Below are 17942 nucleotides of genomic sequence, written 5' to 3' on the forward strand. Positions count from 1 at the left end.
CTATGAATCCCAATGCGCCGATGATCGGCAGCCTGCAAGACTCTGTGCTATTTCAGGATGTCATTGTATATTTTTATATCCTGTGGACGCTGTGCAAATTTCTTTTTTACATCTTGCCGATCATCGACCTGATCAAAATCAAAAATTATGACGGCAAGTCAGCAGATATCGCCATCACCTATCTGATCATCATACCGGTATTTGAATTTGTCGCTTATTATTATGTCGTCACCCGCATCATCGAAAAAATCTTGGATCAGGAACGGGGACGGCGGGCATCCGGCATCTTGTCCTGCCAAATTTATGGCATTGCGGCCGGAATTTTGAACACCATTTTGGTCCTCACCTGTTTCACCCTGACCAACAGCGCCAATAATCATCATCTGGGCGGCGACATCTGGGCTATGTTCTTGCTGAACATGATCATTTTTTCATCATGGCTTTATTTGTCCTACCTTCATCTGCGCGGCGTGTTCATGGCGCGGCGATTGCTCATCGCCAACCGCGCGGCGTCCTGATGCTGGGTTTCAGGACGCCGATTTTTGGTGGGTAAATATCAAAAGGCGCAAAGCTAGCTCGCACCGCAAGGCGCAATTTCCTTGCCGCGCTCTATCCTTATCGGGCTTTACGGCTAAATTCGCTCGGTGTTCCGACATATAATAGCACCGCGTCGGTGTCGCCATCATTGCGCGCACTATGGGGCAGACGGCTGTCAAAATGCATGGAATCGCCCGCCATCAGCACCGTTTCAGTCTGACCTGCGCTGGCCCATAATTGCCCTTCGACCAAATATAGCACATCCTCGCCGTTGCGCTGGTCGATCGGAAACACATGGCCGGGCGGAATGCGCATCAACAACACGTCCAACTGCCGATTTTCTATCCGTGATGACAGGTCATGATAGACAACGGGGGAATCCACTTCGATCAATGTCGGCGCGGCCGCGCGGTGAACAATCTCGCCATTGTCGGGGATCACCATGAAATGATCAATGTCGACATCCAAGGCTTTGGCCAGCGCCAACAAAGATACCAAGGACGGGGTCGTCAAATCCCGTTCCGCCTGGGATATAAAGGGGGCTGACAGGCCCGACAGGTCGGCCAATTGTTGAAGCGTCAACCCCAACGCTTTGCGCCGTGATTTGATCCTTTCTCCCAATGGTAACCCCGACTTGCGCCTATCCCTCTGCATCAACAATGCTTGACCCCTTAATTCGTAATTTTTTATCCCGCAGCGGCTAGACAACCGCTTGCTCACCATCCAAGTGCATCAAATTATTTGATGTGATAGTTGTTGCCAGATATAATTATTGATGATCGGAAATGGGGGCGATGTACATGACTATTTTTGCGTCTGGCCGAATTGAGCCGACTTTTTTCCGATTGGGATCAAGCCTGATAGCGCTCGCGGCCCTTGTTTCCCTTGGCCTTCCCACGGGCGGAGCGATGGCATCGGACGGTGCAAATCCGGCGGCTCAGCCCGCCCACAGCCCCCCCGTCCACAGCCCCCCCATCCACAGCCCCAATGAATCGTCTGAATCGTCCAATGGACTTGTGGTTGCACCAGAAACTGTCTCGGCGGCTGATACGCAATTGCTGGCGCTTATGGCCGCAGAATATGATTGGAAAATGGCGGATAGCGGGGCTGTTCGCGCTGCGGACGGCACATGGGGCGCCGCAGATCGTCTGCCCAATATCGATGGTCCGGCCCAGAAACAGCGGATCGCCCATTGGCAAGCCAGCCTTCGCGCCTTGAACGCCATTGATGCTGCGGTACTCAGCCCCGAAAACCGCATCAATGCTTCGGTGCTGCGCACTTTGCTGGACGCCGATTTGGCCAATGCCCGTTTCAAAAGCTGGGAAATGCCGCTGAACAGCGACAGCAATTTCTGGACCTATTTGGACAGCAGCGGGGGTCTGTTAACGCCCGACGACTACCGCCGCTATCTGGGGCGGATGCGCGATATACCGCGCTATTTTGACCAGCAAATGGTCCATATGCGTTCCGGCCTTGCGCGCGGGTTCAGCGTACCGCGCATCAGCCTGATGGGACGGGACCAAAGCATTTCCGCTTTTGTGACCGATGATGCGCAAAGCAACGCTTTTTATGCACCCTTTCGCGCCATGCCATCGACGATTCCCGCCGACCAACAAGCGGACCTACGTGCGCAGGCAGAACAGGTCATTCGCCAATCGGTTATTCCCGCCTATGCCAAGCTGCTGAACTTTTATCAAAAAACCTATCTGCCGCGCACCCGCACCAGCATTTCCGTTCAGAATTTGCCCGATGGTGCGGCCTATTATGCCGCGCAGATCAAGGAATATACGACCCTCGACCTCAGCGCCGAGCAAATCCACAAAATCGGATTGGCAGAGGTGGCCCGCATCAATGCGGACATGCACCAAACGATGAAGGACAGCGGCTTCAAGGGCACCTTTGACGAATTTCTCACCTTCCTTCGTACCGACCCGCAATTTACCGCCAAGACTGGCGAAGAGTTGCTGATGATCTCCGCCTATGTCGCCAAGCGCGTGGATGGAAAACTTGGCGAAACCATCGGCCTGTTACCGCGCCGCCGTTTCACTATCCTGCCAGTGGCCGATGCGCTGGCGCCCTTTTATACAGCGGGGCGCGGCGGGCTGGAGGCCTGCTGGATGAACACCCATAATTTGCCCAGCCGCCCTCTCTATAATATCCCCGCCCTGACGTTGCACGAATGCTCGCCGGGCCACAGCCTACAAGCCGCCTTGGCCGAGGAGCGCGACGATGGCCCGATGCTCCGCCGGACCAGTTATTTTTCAGGCTTTGGGGAAGGGTGGGGCCTTTACACCGAATGGCTGGGTATTGGCATGGGCATTTACCGCACGCCCTATGAACATTTTGGCCGTCAAAGTTATGAAATGTGGCGCGCCGCGCGTTTGGTGATCGACACGGGTATTCATCACCATGGCTGGACGCGGGATCAGGCGATTGCCTATTTGGCGGACCATACGGCCCTATCTCGGCATGAGGTAGAGACCGAGGTGGACCGCTATATCAGTTGGCCGGGCCAAGCCTTGGCCTATAAGCTGGGCGAAATGACCATTCGCCGCTTACGCCAAGACGCCGAAACCGCCTTGGGTGCGAAATTTGACCAACGCCGCTTTCACGATGTGATTTTGGCATTGGGTTCGGTTCCGTTGCCGGTTCTGGAAGACCGCATCGCCCAATTTATCGCGGCGGGCGGTCAATAAGCGCAGCCGTTGACGTCCCATAAAAAGGCCCGCTGGATATGCTGTCCAGCGGGCCTTTTTATGTCAGCTTCGTTGCGCCATGTCAGGCCGCATCATCTTGCCACCCGCCACCAAGGGCCAGAAACAGGCTGATCAAATAGGTCGCACGTTGCTGTTCGGCGGCGGCCACCGTGGCCCGAATTTGCGCCAAGGACCGTTCGGCATCCAGCACAATCTGGAAATTTTCGCGCCCTGCTTCATAGCGCAGGCGCGCAATACGGGCGGCTTCACCCGCTTCCCGTTCTGCGGCGTTCAGGGCCGACAAACGGTCCAATTCCCCCGCATAGCGGGCCAGCGCGCTTTCGGTTTCTTGCAACGCCAACAGCCATGTACCGTCAAATGTCGCCAAGGCGGCATCCGCGCCCGCTTCGGCTTGGGCAATCCGCGCCTTTGCCACCGCAATATTGGGGAAGCTCCAGCTAATCAGCGGCCCCAAAGAAAAGCGAAAGCTGTCGGACGAACCGATATTCCCAATTTTCTGCGCCGTGCTGCCGATGCTGCCACCCAGACTGATGCTGGGGTATAGATCAGCGGTGGCCACATTCACCCGCGCGGCGGCGGCGGCCAATTGCCGTTCGGCGCGGCGAATGTCGGGGCGGCGGGCCAGCAGGCTGGCCCCGTCACCCACTGGAATCGCTTGCTGCAACTGGGGCACAGCTTGACACGCCAAGGCCTGCTGCGGGGCCTCTGCGGGCGGCTTGCCGGTCAGCGTCGCCAAACGGTAAAGCGCGGCGGAACGCTGGGCGTTTAATTGCGGAATGGTGGACCGCGTCTGTTCCAGCAAGGCCCCCGCTTGTCCGGTTTGCAGGCGCGTCACACGCCCGCCTTCAAACAAACGGTTGGTCAGATCAAAGGTCCGTTGCTGCAATGCCAATGTTTCCTCTGCCACCGCAATTTGGCGGTTAAAGGAACATAGGTCGGTATAAGCACGGGCCGTTTCCGCCGCCACGCTAATCCGCGTCAGGTCAAACGCGGCTTGCACCGCATCGGCATCGGCGCGGCTTGCACGAATGGCGCTGCCCACACGGCCGAACAGGTCCAGTTGATAGCCAACATCCAGCCCGATATCGTAATTTTCTGTTTCAAAAGCGGGTGTGCCCATCGCGGTTCCGGCCTGACGGCTATAGCCACCACTGGCGTTGATCCCAGTGGAGGGAAGGCGTCCGGCACGGCTTTCCCGCAATACCGCACGTGCCTGTGCCAAATTGGCGGCGGCGACGCGCAAATCGGTGTTGGCGGCTAGGGCTTCTTCGATCAATGCATCCAATTGCGGGTCGGCAAACAGGCTCCACCATTTGCCCACGGGTTGCTGTCCATTGAAGACGGGCGATTTGCCCGCCTCCAAAAAGCTGGTCTGCGATGGTGCATTGGGCGTGGGCGAAACATATTTCGGCTCCACCGCACATGCGGACAAAGCCAACATGCTTGATGCGATCATCAGGTTGCGAAACATTATTTCACCTCCGCTGACGGGTCGCCAGCTCGTTTATTCCGGCCACGCTTAAACCAAATCTGCGTTTTGCGGCCCAATGTGCGGCACATGACATAGAAGGCTGGTGTAAAGATCAGACCAAAGACGGTCACACCAAACATCCCAAAGCTCACCGCCGTGCCCAATGCTTGGCGCATTTCCTGACCAGGGCCAGTCGCCACGGCCAGGGGCAGCACGCCAAAGAGGAAGGCAAAGCTGGTCATCAAAATCGGACGCAGACGCACACGGGCCGCACGAACCGCTGCGTCCATGGCTGACATGCCTTCTTCTTCGGCCTGTTTCGCAAATTCGACGATCAAAATTGCGTTTTTCGCGGCCAAGGCGATCAGCACCACCAGACCCACCTGCGTCAGGATATTATTATCCATCCCGCGCAGATTGACGCCCAAAATGGCGGCCAGCAAACACATGGGCACAATCAGGATGACCGCCAATGGCAAAGGCAGCGATTCATATTGCGCGGCCAGCACCAAGAAGACGAACACCACAGCCAGAACGAAAATAATGGCTGAGCTGCTGCCTGCGGCCTTTTCTTGATAGGCCAGCCCCGTCCATTCATAAGAATATCCATCGGGCAAAACGCGGTCCGCCATATTTTCCATCACGCCCAAGGCCGCACCCGACGAAACACCTGGGCCAGCCTGACCCTGAAGGTCGACGGCAGGGTACATATTGTAACGCACCACGCGGGTCGGTCCGCTGTCGTTGGTAAAGGTCGCAACCGACGATAGGGGGACCATCTGCCCCGTGGACGAACGCACTTGCAGGCGGCCCACATCCTCGATCGATGCACGGGCCGACGGTTCGGCTTGCGCTGTCACGCGGAAGGTGCGGCCCAGATAGTTAAAGTCGTTGACATAGGTGGACGCCAAATAGGTCCCCAAGGTCGAATAGACTTGGCTGGGGTTCACACCCAAAATTTGGGCTTTGTCACGGTCCACCTCGGCAAAGATACGTGGGCTTCCCGTGTTAAACATGGTGAACACCTGCTGCACTTGCTTATCCTGTGCGGCGGCACCCATCATGGCGCGGCTAACCTGTTCCAACTCACGATAGCTTTGGCCTTGGCGGGCCTGAATCATCATGTTGAAACCATTGCCATTGCCCAATCCCTGCACCGAAGGCGGTGCAATCACAAAGGCCTGAGTCTCTGGCAAGGCGACAGCCATCGCCTTTGACAATTTCTGCGACAGTTCGGCAGCGCTCATGCCCGAACCACGTTCACTCCAATCTTTTAAACGCATGAAGATGGTGCCGCTATTTGATGCGCTGGAAAAGCTTGCGCCATCCAGACCAGCAATCATCGCGATGCTTTCGACGCCCTCTTGCGCGCTTAAAACCTCGCGGGCCCGCTTCAATGTTTCACTGGTGCGGTCCAGCGATGCACCGGCGGGCAATTGCACCACGCCAATCAGCACGCCTTGGTCCTGATCCGGAATAAAGCCGGTCGGGGTTGCCACCAGACGCCAACCCGTAAAGCCCAATAACAAGGCATAGATCAGCAACATCATGCTGGTTTTGCGAACCAAAATGGCGGTTGTGCGTCCATATCGATCGGACAGCTTGTCGAACCCATGGTTGAATTTGTCGGCCCCCGCGCGAAACAAAGCGGCTATGCGGTTTTTGGGCGGGGCATGATTTTCGGCATGTGGCTTCAACAGCAAGGCTGCCAAAGCAGGCGACAAGGTCAAGGATGTGATGGTGGAAAAGACGGTCGCTGCGGCAATGGTCACAGCGAATTGCTGATAGAAAATGCCAGGAATGCCGGGCATGAAGGCGGTTGGCACAAACACGGCCACCAACACCAAACCAATGGCAATCAAGGCACCCGATACTTCGTTCATCGTCCGGTGCGCAGCTTCGCGGGGGCTCAGGCCCTCGCTGATATGCTTCTCCACCGCCTCGACGACCACAATGGCGTCGTCGACGACAATCCCCACGGCCAAAACCAGCGCGAACAGCGACAAAGAGTTGATGGAATATCCCAGCATCAACTGAACCGCAAAGGTCCCAACCAAGGCCACCGGAATGGCCAAAATCGGAATGATGGCGGCGCGCCATGTTTGCAAGAACACCATGATGACGATGATCACCAGCACCACCGCCTCTAATAAAGACGATTGCACGGCGCTAACCGATGCTTGCACATATTCCGTTGGGTTAAACGGAATAGAATAGGTCATGCCTTCGGGGAATTCCTTGGACGCGGCTTCGATTTCTTTCAGCACCAGATTGGCGGCGGCCAAGGAATTGGCACCGGGTTGCTGAATAATCGCCATGGCAACCCCAGGGTCACCATCAAAGGTTCCGCGAACGCTATAATCTTGGCTGCCCAATTCCACGCGGGCCACGTCTTTCAAACGGGTGATCGCGCCTGACGCCGGATCAGATTTAATGACCACATTTTCAAATTCTTCGGGCGTTACCAAACGACCGGGAACCTGTACGGGCAATTCAAAGGCGGGATTGCCGCTACCATATGGCGGGGCCCCCACACTACCACCCGCCACCTGTACGTTTTGGGATTGCAGGCCAGCGATGATCTCGGTGGATGTCAGATTGCGGGCAGCCGCCTTGTCGGGGTCAATCCATATGCGCATGGAATAATAACCGCCGCCAAAGACTTGCACATTCCCCACGCCTTCCAGCCGCAGAAAACGGTCGCGCAAGGTAGAGTTGGCATAGTTGCCGATATAATCGGTATCCAGCGTCCCTTCTTTGGCGGTCAAGGCGACCAGCAACAGGAACCCCGTTTCTTGCTTGTTGACCTGCACACCGATTTGCCGAACCTGTTCGGGCAGGCGCGGTTCCGCCAAAGCGACGCGGTTTTGCACCAACACCTGCGCGGCGTCCAAATCGGTGCCGGGGTTAAAGGTGACGGTAATCTGCGCTAGTCCTTGAGTGGACGAGCTTTGCAGATACAGCATATTTTCCACGCCGTTGATTTCTTGTTCCAACGTGGCGGCAACGGTTTCGGCGATGGTTTCCGACGACGCCCCTGGGTATGATGCGGTAATCCCAATGGTGGGCGGCGCAATGTCTGGATATTGCGACAAGGGCAGTTGGGGATAGGAAAATATCCCCACCAATGTGATGAAAATGGCGATCACGGCCGCGAATATGGGCCGGTCGACAAAGAAGCGGCTGAAATTCACTGGGCGGCCCCCTTCGCGGGTGCGGCTTCAGCGGCCGGTTTTGCGGCAGGCGCGCTCGCCCCAGCATTGGCGGGGGCGGCCGCCGGCTTTTTCGGGTCGATCACACGGCCCTGATCGTCGAATTTCCCTTGCTGAACCTCGGTTTTTTGGCCGGGGCGCACGCGTTGCAAGCCATTGATCACGACCTGTTCCTTGGCGTCTAATCCCGATCGAATGACGCGCAGACCGTCAACCAAAATGCCCAGTTCCACGGGGCGCGGTTGAACTACGCCGTCTTTGCCGACCACATATACCAAACGGCGCGCTGCATCGGTCACAATGGCGGTTTCTGGTACGACGATCTGCGGCGCTGCGGGCGCTGCGGCCAATTGCAACTGGCCAAACAGGCCGGGCATCAGCTTCCCACCGGGGTTTTGCACAACGGCGCGCACGGTGATGGTGCCCGATCCGCTGGTCAACGCATTGTCGATAAAGTCAATTTTACCAGTATGACGATAATCATCATCGCCTTGCAAGCGGATGCGAACGGGGGCACCCATTAATTTGTCGCCCCGCCGTTCATAGTTTAACAGGCTGGCTTCTGACCCTTGGAAGCTGAAATGAATGGGATTGGTCGACACGATGGTGGTCAGCACGGTTTGATCGGCGGCCACGGCGTTGCCAGCATCCACCAGACGCTGCGATACGCGTCCGGAAATAGGGGCGGTTACGCGTGTAAATCCAACATTTAGCTGCGCTGCGCGAACCGATGCCTGTGTTGCCGCCAGATCGGCCTGTGCAGCACGATAGGCCGCACGGCGCTGTTCGACTTCTTCTTGGCTTGCGGCATCGGATTTCGCCAGATTCTCAGACCGCGCCAATTCGGTGCGGGCATTCACCAAAGCGGCCTCGGCCCGTGCGACTTGCGCTCTTGCCTGATCCAGCACAGCTTGGGTTGGCCGCGCGTCAATGGTGAATAGCAATTGGCCCTTGGTCACATATTGACCCTCGGCAAAATGGGCCTGCGTTAAATAGCCGGATGCACGGGGCCGCACTTCCACACTGTTCACAGCTTCGAACCGGCCAACAAAATTATCCCACTCGGTGATATCCTTCACCATTGGCGCGGATACCGTAACCGGCAAACTGGGCGGTCCTTGCTGTTCTCCGCTACCGGAGCATGCGGCTAACAGCAACGGAAGCAATAGCATAGGCGCTAGGGGGCGGCGCTTGAGCATAAATGTGTCTTTTCTCTTCTGTCTAACGACGTGGCGAAATGGGCGCATTTTTACGTCCTATTTGTTGAGCGACTACCGAAAAAGAAAATCCAAGTCAACAACTGTTGATTTATTCGCTGAGTATGCTAAGGTGTTGACATGGTAACGACTACAGCCAGTAATCCGCGCGCAAAGCGACGTGACGCGGCCGCTACGCGCGCAGCCATTTTGCGCGCCGCGCATCTGCGTTTTTTGCGTGAAAGCTATGACAGTGTTGGCCTGCGCGACATTGCGGGCGACGCGGGCGTGGATGTGGCGTTGATCAGCCGCTATTTCGGCGGAAAAGAAGGGCTGTTCAGCGAGGTGTTGTGGCCCGAGGACAGCCCCGAATTTGACCCCGCCAATCATGACGGAAATCTGGTCGAATATTTGACGCAGCTGGTTACCGAAGGGGATGTGGACGATCGCAATCATCGTATGGAAATGTTTGTGATGATGTTGCGTTCCGCTTCTTCACCAAAAGCAGGGAAAATTATCCGTCAGCGCGTCAACGAAGACGTGTTGCAACCGATGATTGCGGCCTTGGGTGATGACGCGGGGGAATGGCGCGCCAATATGCTGCTCGCCATATTGATGGGCGTTGGCGTGCTGCGCACCGTCATGGAATCGGACGGTCTCACCTGCATGGTTGAGGATCGCGAAGAATATTTGCGCCGCTACCGCCAATTATTCGCGGGTATTTTGAACGCCTGACATAGGCTGCCGACCATTCCATTGGCCGATGCTGATCTTGTGCGGCTGCCATCTACTTGGCGGAACGGGCCGACATGGCACCGCAGAAAATGCTTCTGCTGCTATGGGATAGCGGACGTTCTTGGTCAGCCTTTTGGATTTACGGGGTAAAATCTCCCCAGCCTTAGCCTTTCTCTGGCCCTGCCATCTTGAAAAACATTTATAAAACCTAACATACTTCTTGGCTTTGATCGATAATTTCGATCACGCCGATGCGGTTAATCAATTTCCAGATCGCCGCAAAACCGCCTAGAGATTGCTTTCTCGATAACCAACTGGAGCTCTCCATGTCTGTTCTGAACACGACCATTAAGCCATTCAGCGCCACCGCCTATAAGGACGGCAAGTTTGTTGACATCACCGATGCCGACGTGAAGGGCAAATGGTCGGTCTTCTTCTTCTATCCTGCTGACTTCACCTTCGTGTGCCCCACCGAACTCGAAGATCTGGCCGACATCTACCCAACCCTTCAGGGTATGGACGTAGAAGTTTACTCGGTTTCGACCGACACGCACTTCTGCCACAAGGCTTGGCACGACACCTCGCCAGCGATTGGCAAGATCAACTATTATATGGTTGGCGACCAAAACCACAGCATCTCGAACAATTTCGAAGTGCTGCGTCCGGGCGTTGGCCTTGCTGACCGTGGCACCTTCGTTCTGGACCCTCAGGGTGAAATCCAACTGCTCGAAATCACCCCAGAAGGCGTGGGCCGTAACGCTGCTGAATTGCTGCGCAAGATCAAGGCTCTGCAATATTGGGTATCGCACCCCGGTGAAGTTTGCCCTGCAAAGTGGGAAGAAGGCGCAGAAACCCTCGCTCCTTCGCTCGACCTCGTCGGCAAGATCTAATAGCCGCAAGGCATTTGATTTTGAGGGGACTGCACCCCTTTATCTATCGGGTCGGAGCTGCCGCTCCCCCATGCACTTTTCGCACCGGAGCCTTGGCTCCGGTGCCACCCCAAAAATATAATATCCGCCATAGGCACGGCGCAAAGTCGGCCACGGCCACCTACAGCCTTTCTCCCCTCCACTCCCTATAATATAATGATCAGGAGCCTCTCCCATGCTTGAAGCATCGATGAAAGCACAGCTCAAAGCTGTTCTCGTTAATATCCGCGAGCCCATCGAACTGCTCGCATCTTTGGACAGCAGCCCCAAATCAACCGAGTTGGAAGGCCTGCTGAACGACATCGCCGATGTGTCGGACAAAGTCACCGTCCGCCGCACAGACGATAACGCCCGCAAGCCCAGCTTTCGTATCCAGCGCGTTGGCACCACCATCGGCGTGGACTTTGCTGGTATCCCCTTGGGCCATGAATTCACCTCGCTGGTGCTGGCGCTGATCCAAGTTGGCGGCCACCCACCCAAGGTATCGGCCGAAGTGCTGGATCAAGTTCGCAATTTGGACGGCGATTTCCACTTTGAAACCTATTTCTCGCTGTCGTGCCAAAATTGCCCCGACATTGTGCAGGCGCTCAATCTGATGTCCGTGGTCAACCCCCGCATCACGCACACCGCCATCGACGGCGCGCTGTTCCAAACAGAGGTGGATGCCCGCAAGATCATGGCCGTCCCAACCATCTATCTGAACGGCGAAAATTTCGGCCAAGGCCGGATGGAACTGGAACAAATCCTCGCCAAGATCGACACTGGCGCCTCTGCCAAGGCCGCTGAAAAGATCGCCGCCAAGGATGCTTTTGACGTTCTCGTCGTCGGCGGCGGCCCTGCTGGCGCAGCTGCCGCCATTTACACGGCGCGCAAAGGCATTCGCACCGGCATCGCCGCCGAACGCTTCGGCGGTCAGGTGCTCGACACCATGGCCATCGAAAACTTCATCTCGGTTCCGCACACCGAAGGTCCAAAGCTGGTCTCGCAATTGGAACAGCATGTTGGCGACTATGACGTCGACGTGATGAACCTTCAGCGCGCCGAAGCTTTGATCCCCGCTGCCCAACCAGGCGGCCTACACGAAGTGCGCCTCGAAAATGGCGCATCGCTCAAGGCCCGCACGATCATCTTGTCAACGGGTGCCCGCTGGCGTCAAATGGGCGTCCCTGGCGAAGACGAATATCGCAACAAGGGCGTGGCTTATTGCCCACACTGTGATGGTCCGCTCTTCAAGGGCAAGCGCGTGGCTGTGATCGGCGGCGGCAACTCGGGCGTCGAAGCGGCTATCGACTTGGCGGGCATCGTCGGTCATGTGACCTTGATCGAGTTTGACAGCCAGCTGCGCGCCGACGCCGTGTTGGTCCGCAAGCTGGAAAGCTTGGCCAATGTGAAGATCATCAAATCGGCACTGACCACCGAAGTTCAGGGCGACGGTGATAAGGTCACGGCTCTTGTCTACAAAGACCGCACCACGGACACCGACCACAAGATCGACCTCGAAGGCATCTTCGTTCAGATCGGCTTGGTTCCCAACACCGAATGGTTATCGGGCAGCGTCGCCCTGTCCAACCGCGGCGAGATTGAAGTCGATGCACGCGGCGAAACCAACATCCCCGGCATCTTCGGCGCAGGCGACTGCACGACCGTGCCCTACAAACAAATCGTCATCGCCATGGGCGAAGGCGCCAAAGCCGCCCTGTCGGCCTTCGACTATCTGATCCGCCAACCCGTGGATGCTGCGGTAGAAGCGGAATTGGAACCGGCTGAATAATTAGAGTTGCTGCGTTGCCATTAATATTGTCAGCGCAGCAATTTTGAGTTCTTGGACTGTCAATCCATGTTTAGAGTGTATTGTTGTCCCGAATGAATTGACTTTAATAGATCTAACATCTCGTTAGAATATTTATGGAAAGATGATTTGTTTATCTTTTCTGATCTGTGATATCTGTTGTCGTTTTCTTTCAAATCTATTCCTGTTTCTTCTTTGATTTTTTTTATTAGCGTGACAGCGAGATGATGTCCGGTTCCTCCAAGGTGAGTTGTTAATTGTGTTGCGCTGTAAGGGTATTGGGCAGACGCTGCGCTGTAGTCACTTATATTGGCAATACCGAATAGTTTTGCAAAGCTATCAGAGTTTTCTACCGCTTGATCGAGCATTTTGAAATCAGCTTCGATTGTCATATTTGGAATGTCGTGTCGAATTAAGGAATAAGATCTTGCAATTAGAGCGCGGAGAACGCGTGGGTTCACATCGTTTAATACAGGATTTGCAGCAAAGGCTTCGAAAACCCACTCAAAGCTAGATGCTTCAATTAATTTTACTCTAATGCTCTTGTCTTCGTCGGTTGATATAACTTTTTCTCTCGGTGGGTTGCTATCTGAGTCAATTTCAGGATTCCATTCGAGAATGTATACGTTTGGAATTACACCGCCTTTTATGGGAAGTGCTTCGTCAATATCGGAAAGAATTGATTTGATATTCGGATCCTCGGCTCTGTATCCGATAAATAAAAGCGGGTGCTCGTTGAAAAAAGTTAATAATTTTGCGCTCAAAAATTTCTTTTTCTTAGAAAACTGATCGTAATCAGTTTGAGTGAATAAAATGCTCCCTACATCCTCGACAGACCCGTGTATTTTGTAAATCTCGCCGACCGATAATTGCTGACCCCTAAGTATATGCTGCCCGATGATAGGTTCATGGTCGGGAAAAACTAGTTCGAGCATTCGATCATAGTTAGTGGTTATTAGTGCGTGCGGTTTTATTTTGCACAAAGATTCTAGTTCTACTTTGTAGTCGGAGCCGCCGAGATCTAAAAGACTTTTTGGGGTAAGATATTCAAGGTATTGAGAAATTTTGAATTTAAGATATGCTTGGGCATCAACGTTATCGGCGAATAGAGCATCGGGAAATTGATCACGCCCTTCGTTCCAAGCCCATTCCTGATACAGTCGAGCAAACTCCTCTGCGATTTTCATTGGAGTTTTTAATGATTGTCTGTAAAAACCAAGGCCCTTATCGATTTTTGGGCATTCTCCAGCTAGATACTGCAGTAGTTCATCCCAACTTGGTGCATTCATGTAACGTCGAGGTAAGCCTGAACCGATAAAAAGAATTGGCTGGCATCCCATCGATTTAACTGTCTCTGTGATATCTTCGCTGATTTCTTCGATATAGCGTTCAAAACGCGACGTTTGCTCACTGACCATTTATCCCCCTGATCGAATTAATATTTAATAGTAGGCTTGCTAATTGCTCGTTTAAGTTGGAGCAAACTTCCCCTTCGTCCGCCCCGTCAAATGAAACAGCCCGCACCGATCACAGCGATAATGCCGCAGCACCACACTGGCCTTATTCACGGCATCCAACGCCGCTATTTCATCCGCATAGCGCCGCTTTTTCGCGCAAATGCTCAGCCGCGTTCGCTTTACCATGTTCAGCTTTGCGTGGCTTTCCACGCCTTCACCGCCGCCATCGTCGCGCTGATGTGGCTTTGCGGTTTGCGGTCGGTGTGGCTCAACAAAATCTGGCCGTCCGGCGCGATGACAAAGCTGGTCCGGCTGGACAGCATATCTTTGCCCACCACTTGATAGGTCGCATCATATTTGGCGGCCACCTTGGCCCCCGCGTCGGCGGCGACGGCAAATTTATCGCGGCATTCGCTACGCGAAAATTCCGCCACACGGTCAATATTGCCCGCCGTCACACCCACCACTTGCGCGCCAAGGGCGGCAAATTCATCGCTGGCTTCGGCAAATAAATTGGCCTCAATCGTGCAGCCGGGCGTAAAGGCGGCGGGAAAGAAATACAGCACCACCGGCCCTTGTTTCAGCGCCTCGTGCAAGGTGAAAGGAAATTCCTGCCCCGCCTTGGCGGCGGTCAGGGTGAAATCGGGGGCCTTGGCCCCTTGGGTCAGCGGCGCGACATCTTGGGTTGCGGTGTGCAGCGCCACCCCGCCCACGCCCACAGCCAATATCAACGCCGCTGCCAGTGCGATTTTTCCTGCCTTGTTCATATGCGCGCCTTTTTTTCTGATCGTCAGCCTTGGACCAAAATATCCGCCAGCTTCTTTTTATCCTCTGCATCAAAGCATAGGCCCAATTTCGTTCGCCGCCACAAGATATCATCGACGCTGACCGCCCATTCCTCTTCCCGCAACCAGCGCAATTCAGCCATGCTAAATCCATGGGCAATATCGCCGCCCAAATCATCCCAGCTTTGCGCGCGCCCCAACCAATTGCGGGCATCACTGCCATAGGCTTTGGTGATACGCCGCAACGTGTCGGGGGGCAGGAAAGGATAGCGCCGCCCATATTCCGCGATTAATTGATCGATCTGCCCCGCCCGAAAATCCCCGCCCGGCAGGCTGGCTTTGGCGGTCCAATGTTTCTTGGGCAGATGGTCCAAATGATGGGCCAATTTGTCCACCGCATCTTGCGCAACATGGCGGTAACTGGTGATTTTTCCCCCATAAATGGTCAGCAAAGGCGGACCCTTGGACATATCGGTATCGATACGATATCCGCGTGTCGCCGCCTCTGGCTTGCCCGACCCATCGTCAATCAAGGGCCGCACCCCGCTATAGGACCAAATCACATCTTCGGGCCTAATCTGCTGCTGGAAATATTGGTTCGCGCCTTCGCACAAATAAGCGATTTCCTCGGCGCTGGCATGAACATCGTCCAAGCCGCCATCATGGTCGGCATCGGTGGTGCCGATCAGCGTATATTTCCCTTGATAGGGGATGGCGAAAAATATCCGTTCATCCGGCAACTGGAAAAAATAAGCATAAGGATGATCGAACAGCGCGGGCACGACAATGTGCGACCCGCGCACCAAGCGCATTTTATGGTCGGGCGCGGCATGGGCACGGTGCAAGATTTCCAACACCGCTGGCCCCGCGGCATTGATGATGCTGCGCCCCTTAAACAGGAAATGACGGCCCCGATCATCGCTAGCCTCCACCTGCCACAGCCCATCCACCACATTCATCCGCTGCGCCTCGGTGCGCGGACGAATACGGGCGCCATGGCGCGCGGCATCGCGGGCGTTCAGCACCACCAAACGGGCATCATCCACCCAGCCGTCGCTATATTCAAAGCCGTGAACATATTGTTTTTTCAGTACCGACCCCGCCAAATGGCGGCGCAGCTTGACGGACCGCGTCGCCGGCCATTTCTTTCGGCCGCCAATATGGTCGTATAAAAACAGCCCCGCTCGCAGCAGCCATCGCGGCCGCAGACCCGCACGGTGCGGCAAAATGAAACGCATCGGTTCGATAATATGCGGCGCAATGCCCCATAATATCTCGCGTTCCTGCAACGCCTCGCGGACCAGCGAAAATTCATAATGTTCCAAATAGCGCAGGCCGCCGTGAATCAATTTCGTCGACGCCGACGATGTACCGCTGGCCAAATCATGTTGTTCCAGCAACAAAACCCGCGCCCCGCGCCCCGCCGCATCGCGGGCCACCCCCGCGCCATTCACACCGCCGCCAATGACAATCAGGTCATAAGGCACGGCATCATAAGGCTGATCTAGGTCCTGCATCACAAGAATGCTAAGCCCTTTCCACGAGATTGGCTAGAGCGCTACCAAAACGGGTGCTTACGTATGCGGTTTGCATTCACCTGCTGGCTGATCCACGGCAATTCATAAGGCCCAAAGGGGACAAAGGTTGAGCGTTAAGGTTGAAACTTTGGTATTGTTCGGTGCGACAGGCGATCTGGCGCGGCGTATGTTGTTTCCGTCGCTCTTCAATCTGCACGCGGATGGTCTGTTGGCCGACGGGCTGACCATCATCGGTTCTGGCCGCTCTGCCCTAAATATTGCCGAATTCCACGATCAACTGCGCGCCGCCTTGGCCGAACATTTACCCGATGACCGCCTCGATACGGCGGTGGTCGACCAATTTTTGGCTCGCATAGAATATTGCGCCGTCGATGCTGCGGCTGGCACCGGCTATGACGAACTGGCCCAGCAATTGGGCGCGCGGATGAACCACTCGATTGGGGCCTATCTGTCCACCCCGCCATCCATGTTCGGCCCCATCGCGCGCGGCTTGGCATCGGCCAATATTGCCTGCGCCGAATGCCGCATCGCGATGGAAAAACCAATTGGCCATGATCTGGCCTCCTCGCTTCAGGTCAATGCCGACGTCGCCAGCGCCTTTGCCGAAGACCGCGTGTTCCGCATCGACCATTATCTGGGCAAGGAAACGGTGCAAAATCTGTTGGCGCTGCGCTTTGCCAATATGATGTTCGAACCCTTGTGGAACGCACAGGCCATCGACCATGTGCAAATCACCGTGGCCGAAACTGTGGGCCTCGAAGGGCGGGTGTCCTATTATGACGGCGTCGGCGCGCTGCGCGATATGGTGCAAAATCATATGCTGCAATTGCTGGCCATCATCGCGATGGAACCGCCCGCCAGTGTCAATTCCACCGCTGTGCGCGATGAAAAGGTCAAATTGCTGCGCTCCTTGCGCAAACTGACCCCCGCCGATATCAAGGCCCACAGCGTGAAAGGCCAATATAGCCATGGCGCGGTCAACGGCGCCGCAGTCGCGGGCTATGCCGAGGAATTGGGCGAAAATAGCAACACCGAAACCTTTGTCGCGATCAAGGCCCATATCGACAATTGGCGCTGGAAAAATGTGCCATTTTATCTGCGCACCGGCAAACGCATGCCCGTGCGGCGCAGCGAAGTGATCATCCAGTTCAAACCCGTCCCGCACAATATCTTCGCCCCCGTGGGCGTCGGCGGGGTGGATGCCAATAAAATGATTATCAACCTGCAACCCGAAGAAAATATTCAGGTCAAGCTGATGTCCAAACAGCCCGGCCTCGATCGCGCGGGTCTGAAATTGCGCGAAGTGACGCTGGACGTATCGCTGCAAAACAGCGACCGCCGCCGCATTGCCTATGAACGCCTGCTGCTCGACTTTATCGAGGGCGACCAAACCCTGTTTGTCCGCCGTGATGAGGTGGAGGCCCAGTGGCATTGGATTGATGCCATTCGCGCGGCATGGGCGGAAACCGGCCAAGCCCCGCAAAATTACACGGCTGGCACATGGGGCCCGTCCAGCGCCATCGCCCTCATCGAACGGGACGGCGCCAGTTGGCATGATGAAATAGCGAGTGACTGA

13 protein-coding genes are annotated in these 17942 nt (G+C 55.5%); 6 read left to right on the top strand and 7 right to left on the bottom strand.

Features of this window, described 5'->3' with window-relative positions; all coding sequences use genetic code 11:
• The first annotated feature begins 2 nt into the window (after window positions 1-2).
• Window positions 3-518, top strand: coding sequence for a hypothetical protein (locus tag LKO31_RS05415; protein ID WP_227689119.1), 516 nt, complete (start codon window positions 3-5; stop codon window positions 516-518).
• Between the two features lie 97 nt (window positions 519-615).
• Here the strand turns inward: LKO31_RS05415 and LKO31_RS05420 are convergent, their stop codons facing one another.
• Window positions 616-1260, bottom strand: a complete 645-nt coding sequence (locus LKO31_RS05420) for a helix-turn-helix domain-containing protein (RefSeq protein WP_320443478.1) — start codon at window positions 1258-1260, stop codon at window positions 616-618.
• Window positions 1261-1445: 185 nt separating this feature from the next.
• Between LKO31_RS05420 and LKO31_RS05425 the strand changes: the two genes are divergently transcribed.
• On the top strand, window positions 1446-3233 hold the full coding sequence (locus tag LKO31_RS05425; RefSeq protein ID WP_227689121.1) for a DUF885 domain-containing protein: 1788 nt from the start codon (window positions 1446-1448) through the stop codon (window positions 3231-3233).
• An 82-nt stretch (window positions 3234-3315) separates the two neighbouring features.
• Here the strand turns inward: LKO31_RS05425 and LKO31_RS05430 are convergent, their stop codons facing one another.
• The 3 genes from LKO31_RS05430 to LKO31_RS05440 are packed head-to-tail and all read right to left on the bottom strand — an operon-like array spanning window position 3316 to window position 9136.
• Window positions 3316-4725 carry an efflux transporter outer membrane subunit gene (locus LKO31_RS05430; protein WP_227689122.1) on the bottom strand — a complete coding sequence of 470 codons (1410 nt, stop codon included), beginning with the start codon at window positions 4723-4725 and terminating at the stop codon, window positions 3316-3318.
• Window positions 4725-7919: an efflux RND transporter permease subunit gene (locus LKO31_RS05435; RefSeq protein ID WP_227689123.1), complete on the bottom strand. Its 3195-nt coding sequence runs from the start codon at window positions 7917-7919 to the stop codon at window positions 4725-4727. Before LKO31_RS05435 ends, LKO31_RS05430 begins: the two co-directional genes overlap by 1 nt.
• Window positions 7916-9136 (bottom strand): efflux RND transporter periplasmic adaptor subunit, encoded by a 1221-nt coding sequence (locus tag LKO31_RS05440; RefSeq protein WP_227689124.1) that lies wholly within the window; start codon window positions 9134-9136, stop codon window positions 7916-7918. Before LKO31_RS05440 ends, LKO31_RS05435 begins: the two co-directional genes overlap by 4 nt.
• A gap of 138 nt (window positions 9137-9274) precedes the next feature.
• Between LKO31_RS05440 and LKO31_RS05445 the strand changes: the two genes are divergently transcribed.
• From LKO31_RS05445 to ahpF, 3 genes are all read left to right on the top strand, one after another.
• A complete protein-coding gene (locus LKO31_RS05445) occupies window positions 9275-9868 on the top strand; it encodes a TetR/AcrR family transcriptional regulator (RefSeq protein WP_227689125.1) in 594 nt (197 codons plus the stop codon).
• A gap of 326 nt (window positions 9869-10194) precedes the next feature.
• Window positions 10195-10758, top strand: coding sequence for an alkyl hydroperoxide reductase subunit C (gene ahpC / locus LKO31_RS05450; protein WP_227689126.1), 564 nt, complete (start codon window positions 10195-10197; stop codon window positions 10756-10758).
• Between the two features lie 214 nt (window positions 10759-10972).
• Complete coding sequence (gene ahpF, locus LKO31_RS05455) at window positions 10973-12568, top strand: alkyl hydroperoxide reductase subunit F (protein WP_227689127.1); 1596 nt, start codon at window positions 10973-10975, stop codon at window positions 12566-12568.
• Between the two features lie 59 nt (window positions 12569-12627).
• On the opposite strand, the gene LKO31_RS05460 is transcribed toward ahpF, so the two are convergent.
• The 3 genes from LKO31_RS05460 to glpD all read right to left on the bottom strand — a co-directional run bounded on the left by LKO31_RS05460 (window position 12628) and on the right by glpD (window position 16345).
• Window positions 12628-14004 (bottom strand): SIR2 family NAD-dependent protein deacylase, encoded by a 1377-nt coding sequence (locus LKO31_RS05460; RefSeq protein WP_227689128.1) that lies wholly within the window; start codon window positions 14002-14004, stop codon window positions 12628-12630.
• A 227-nt stretch (window positions 14005-14231) separates the two neighbouring features.
• Entirely contained in the window at window positions 14232-14810 is a 579-nt protein-coding gene (locus tag LKO31_RS05465; RefSeq protein ID WP_227689129.1) for a peroxiredoxin, read from the bottom strand.
• A 23-nt stretch (window positions 14811-14833) separates the two neighbouring features.
• The gene (gene glpD, locus LKO31_RS05470; RefSeq protein WP_227689130.1) at window positions 14834-16345 is read right to left on the bottom strand and encodes a glycerol-3-phosphate dehydrogenase; all 1512 of its coding nucleotides are present in this window, start codon (window positions 16343-16345) and stop codon (window positions 14834-14836) included.
• Between the two features lie 187 nt (window positions 16346-16532).
• Between glpD and zwf the strand changes: the two genes are divergently transcribed.
• Entirely contained in the window at window positions 16533-17942 is a 1410-nt protein-coding gene (zwf, locus tag LKO31_RS05475) for a glucose-6-phosphate dehydrogenase (protein WP_407699257.1), read from the top strand.

The sequence above is a fragment of the Sphingopyxis yananensis genome (assembly GCF_020687785.1).
Taxonomy (GTDB): domain Bacteria; phylum Pseudomonadota; class Alphaproteobacteria; order Sphingomonadales; family Sphingomonadaceae; genus Sphingopyxis; species Sphingopyxis yananensis.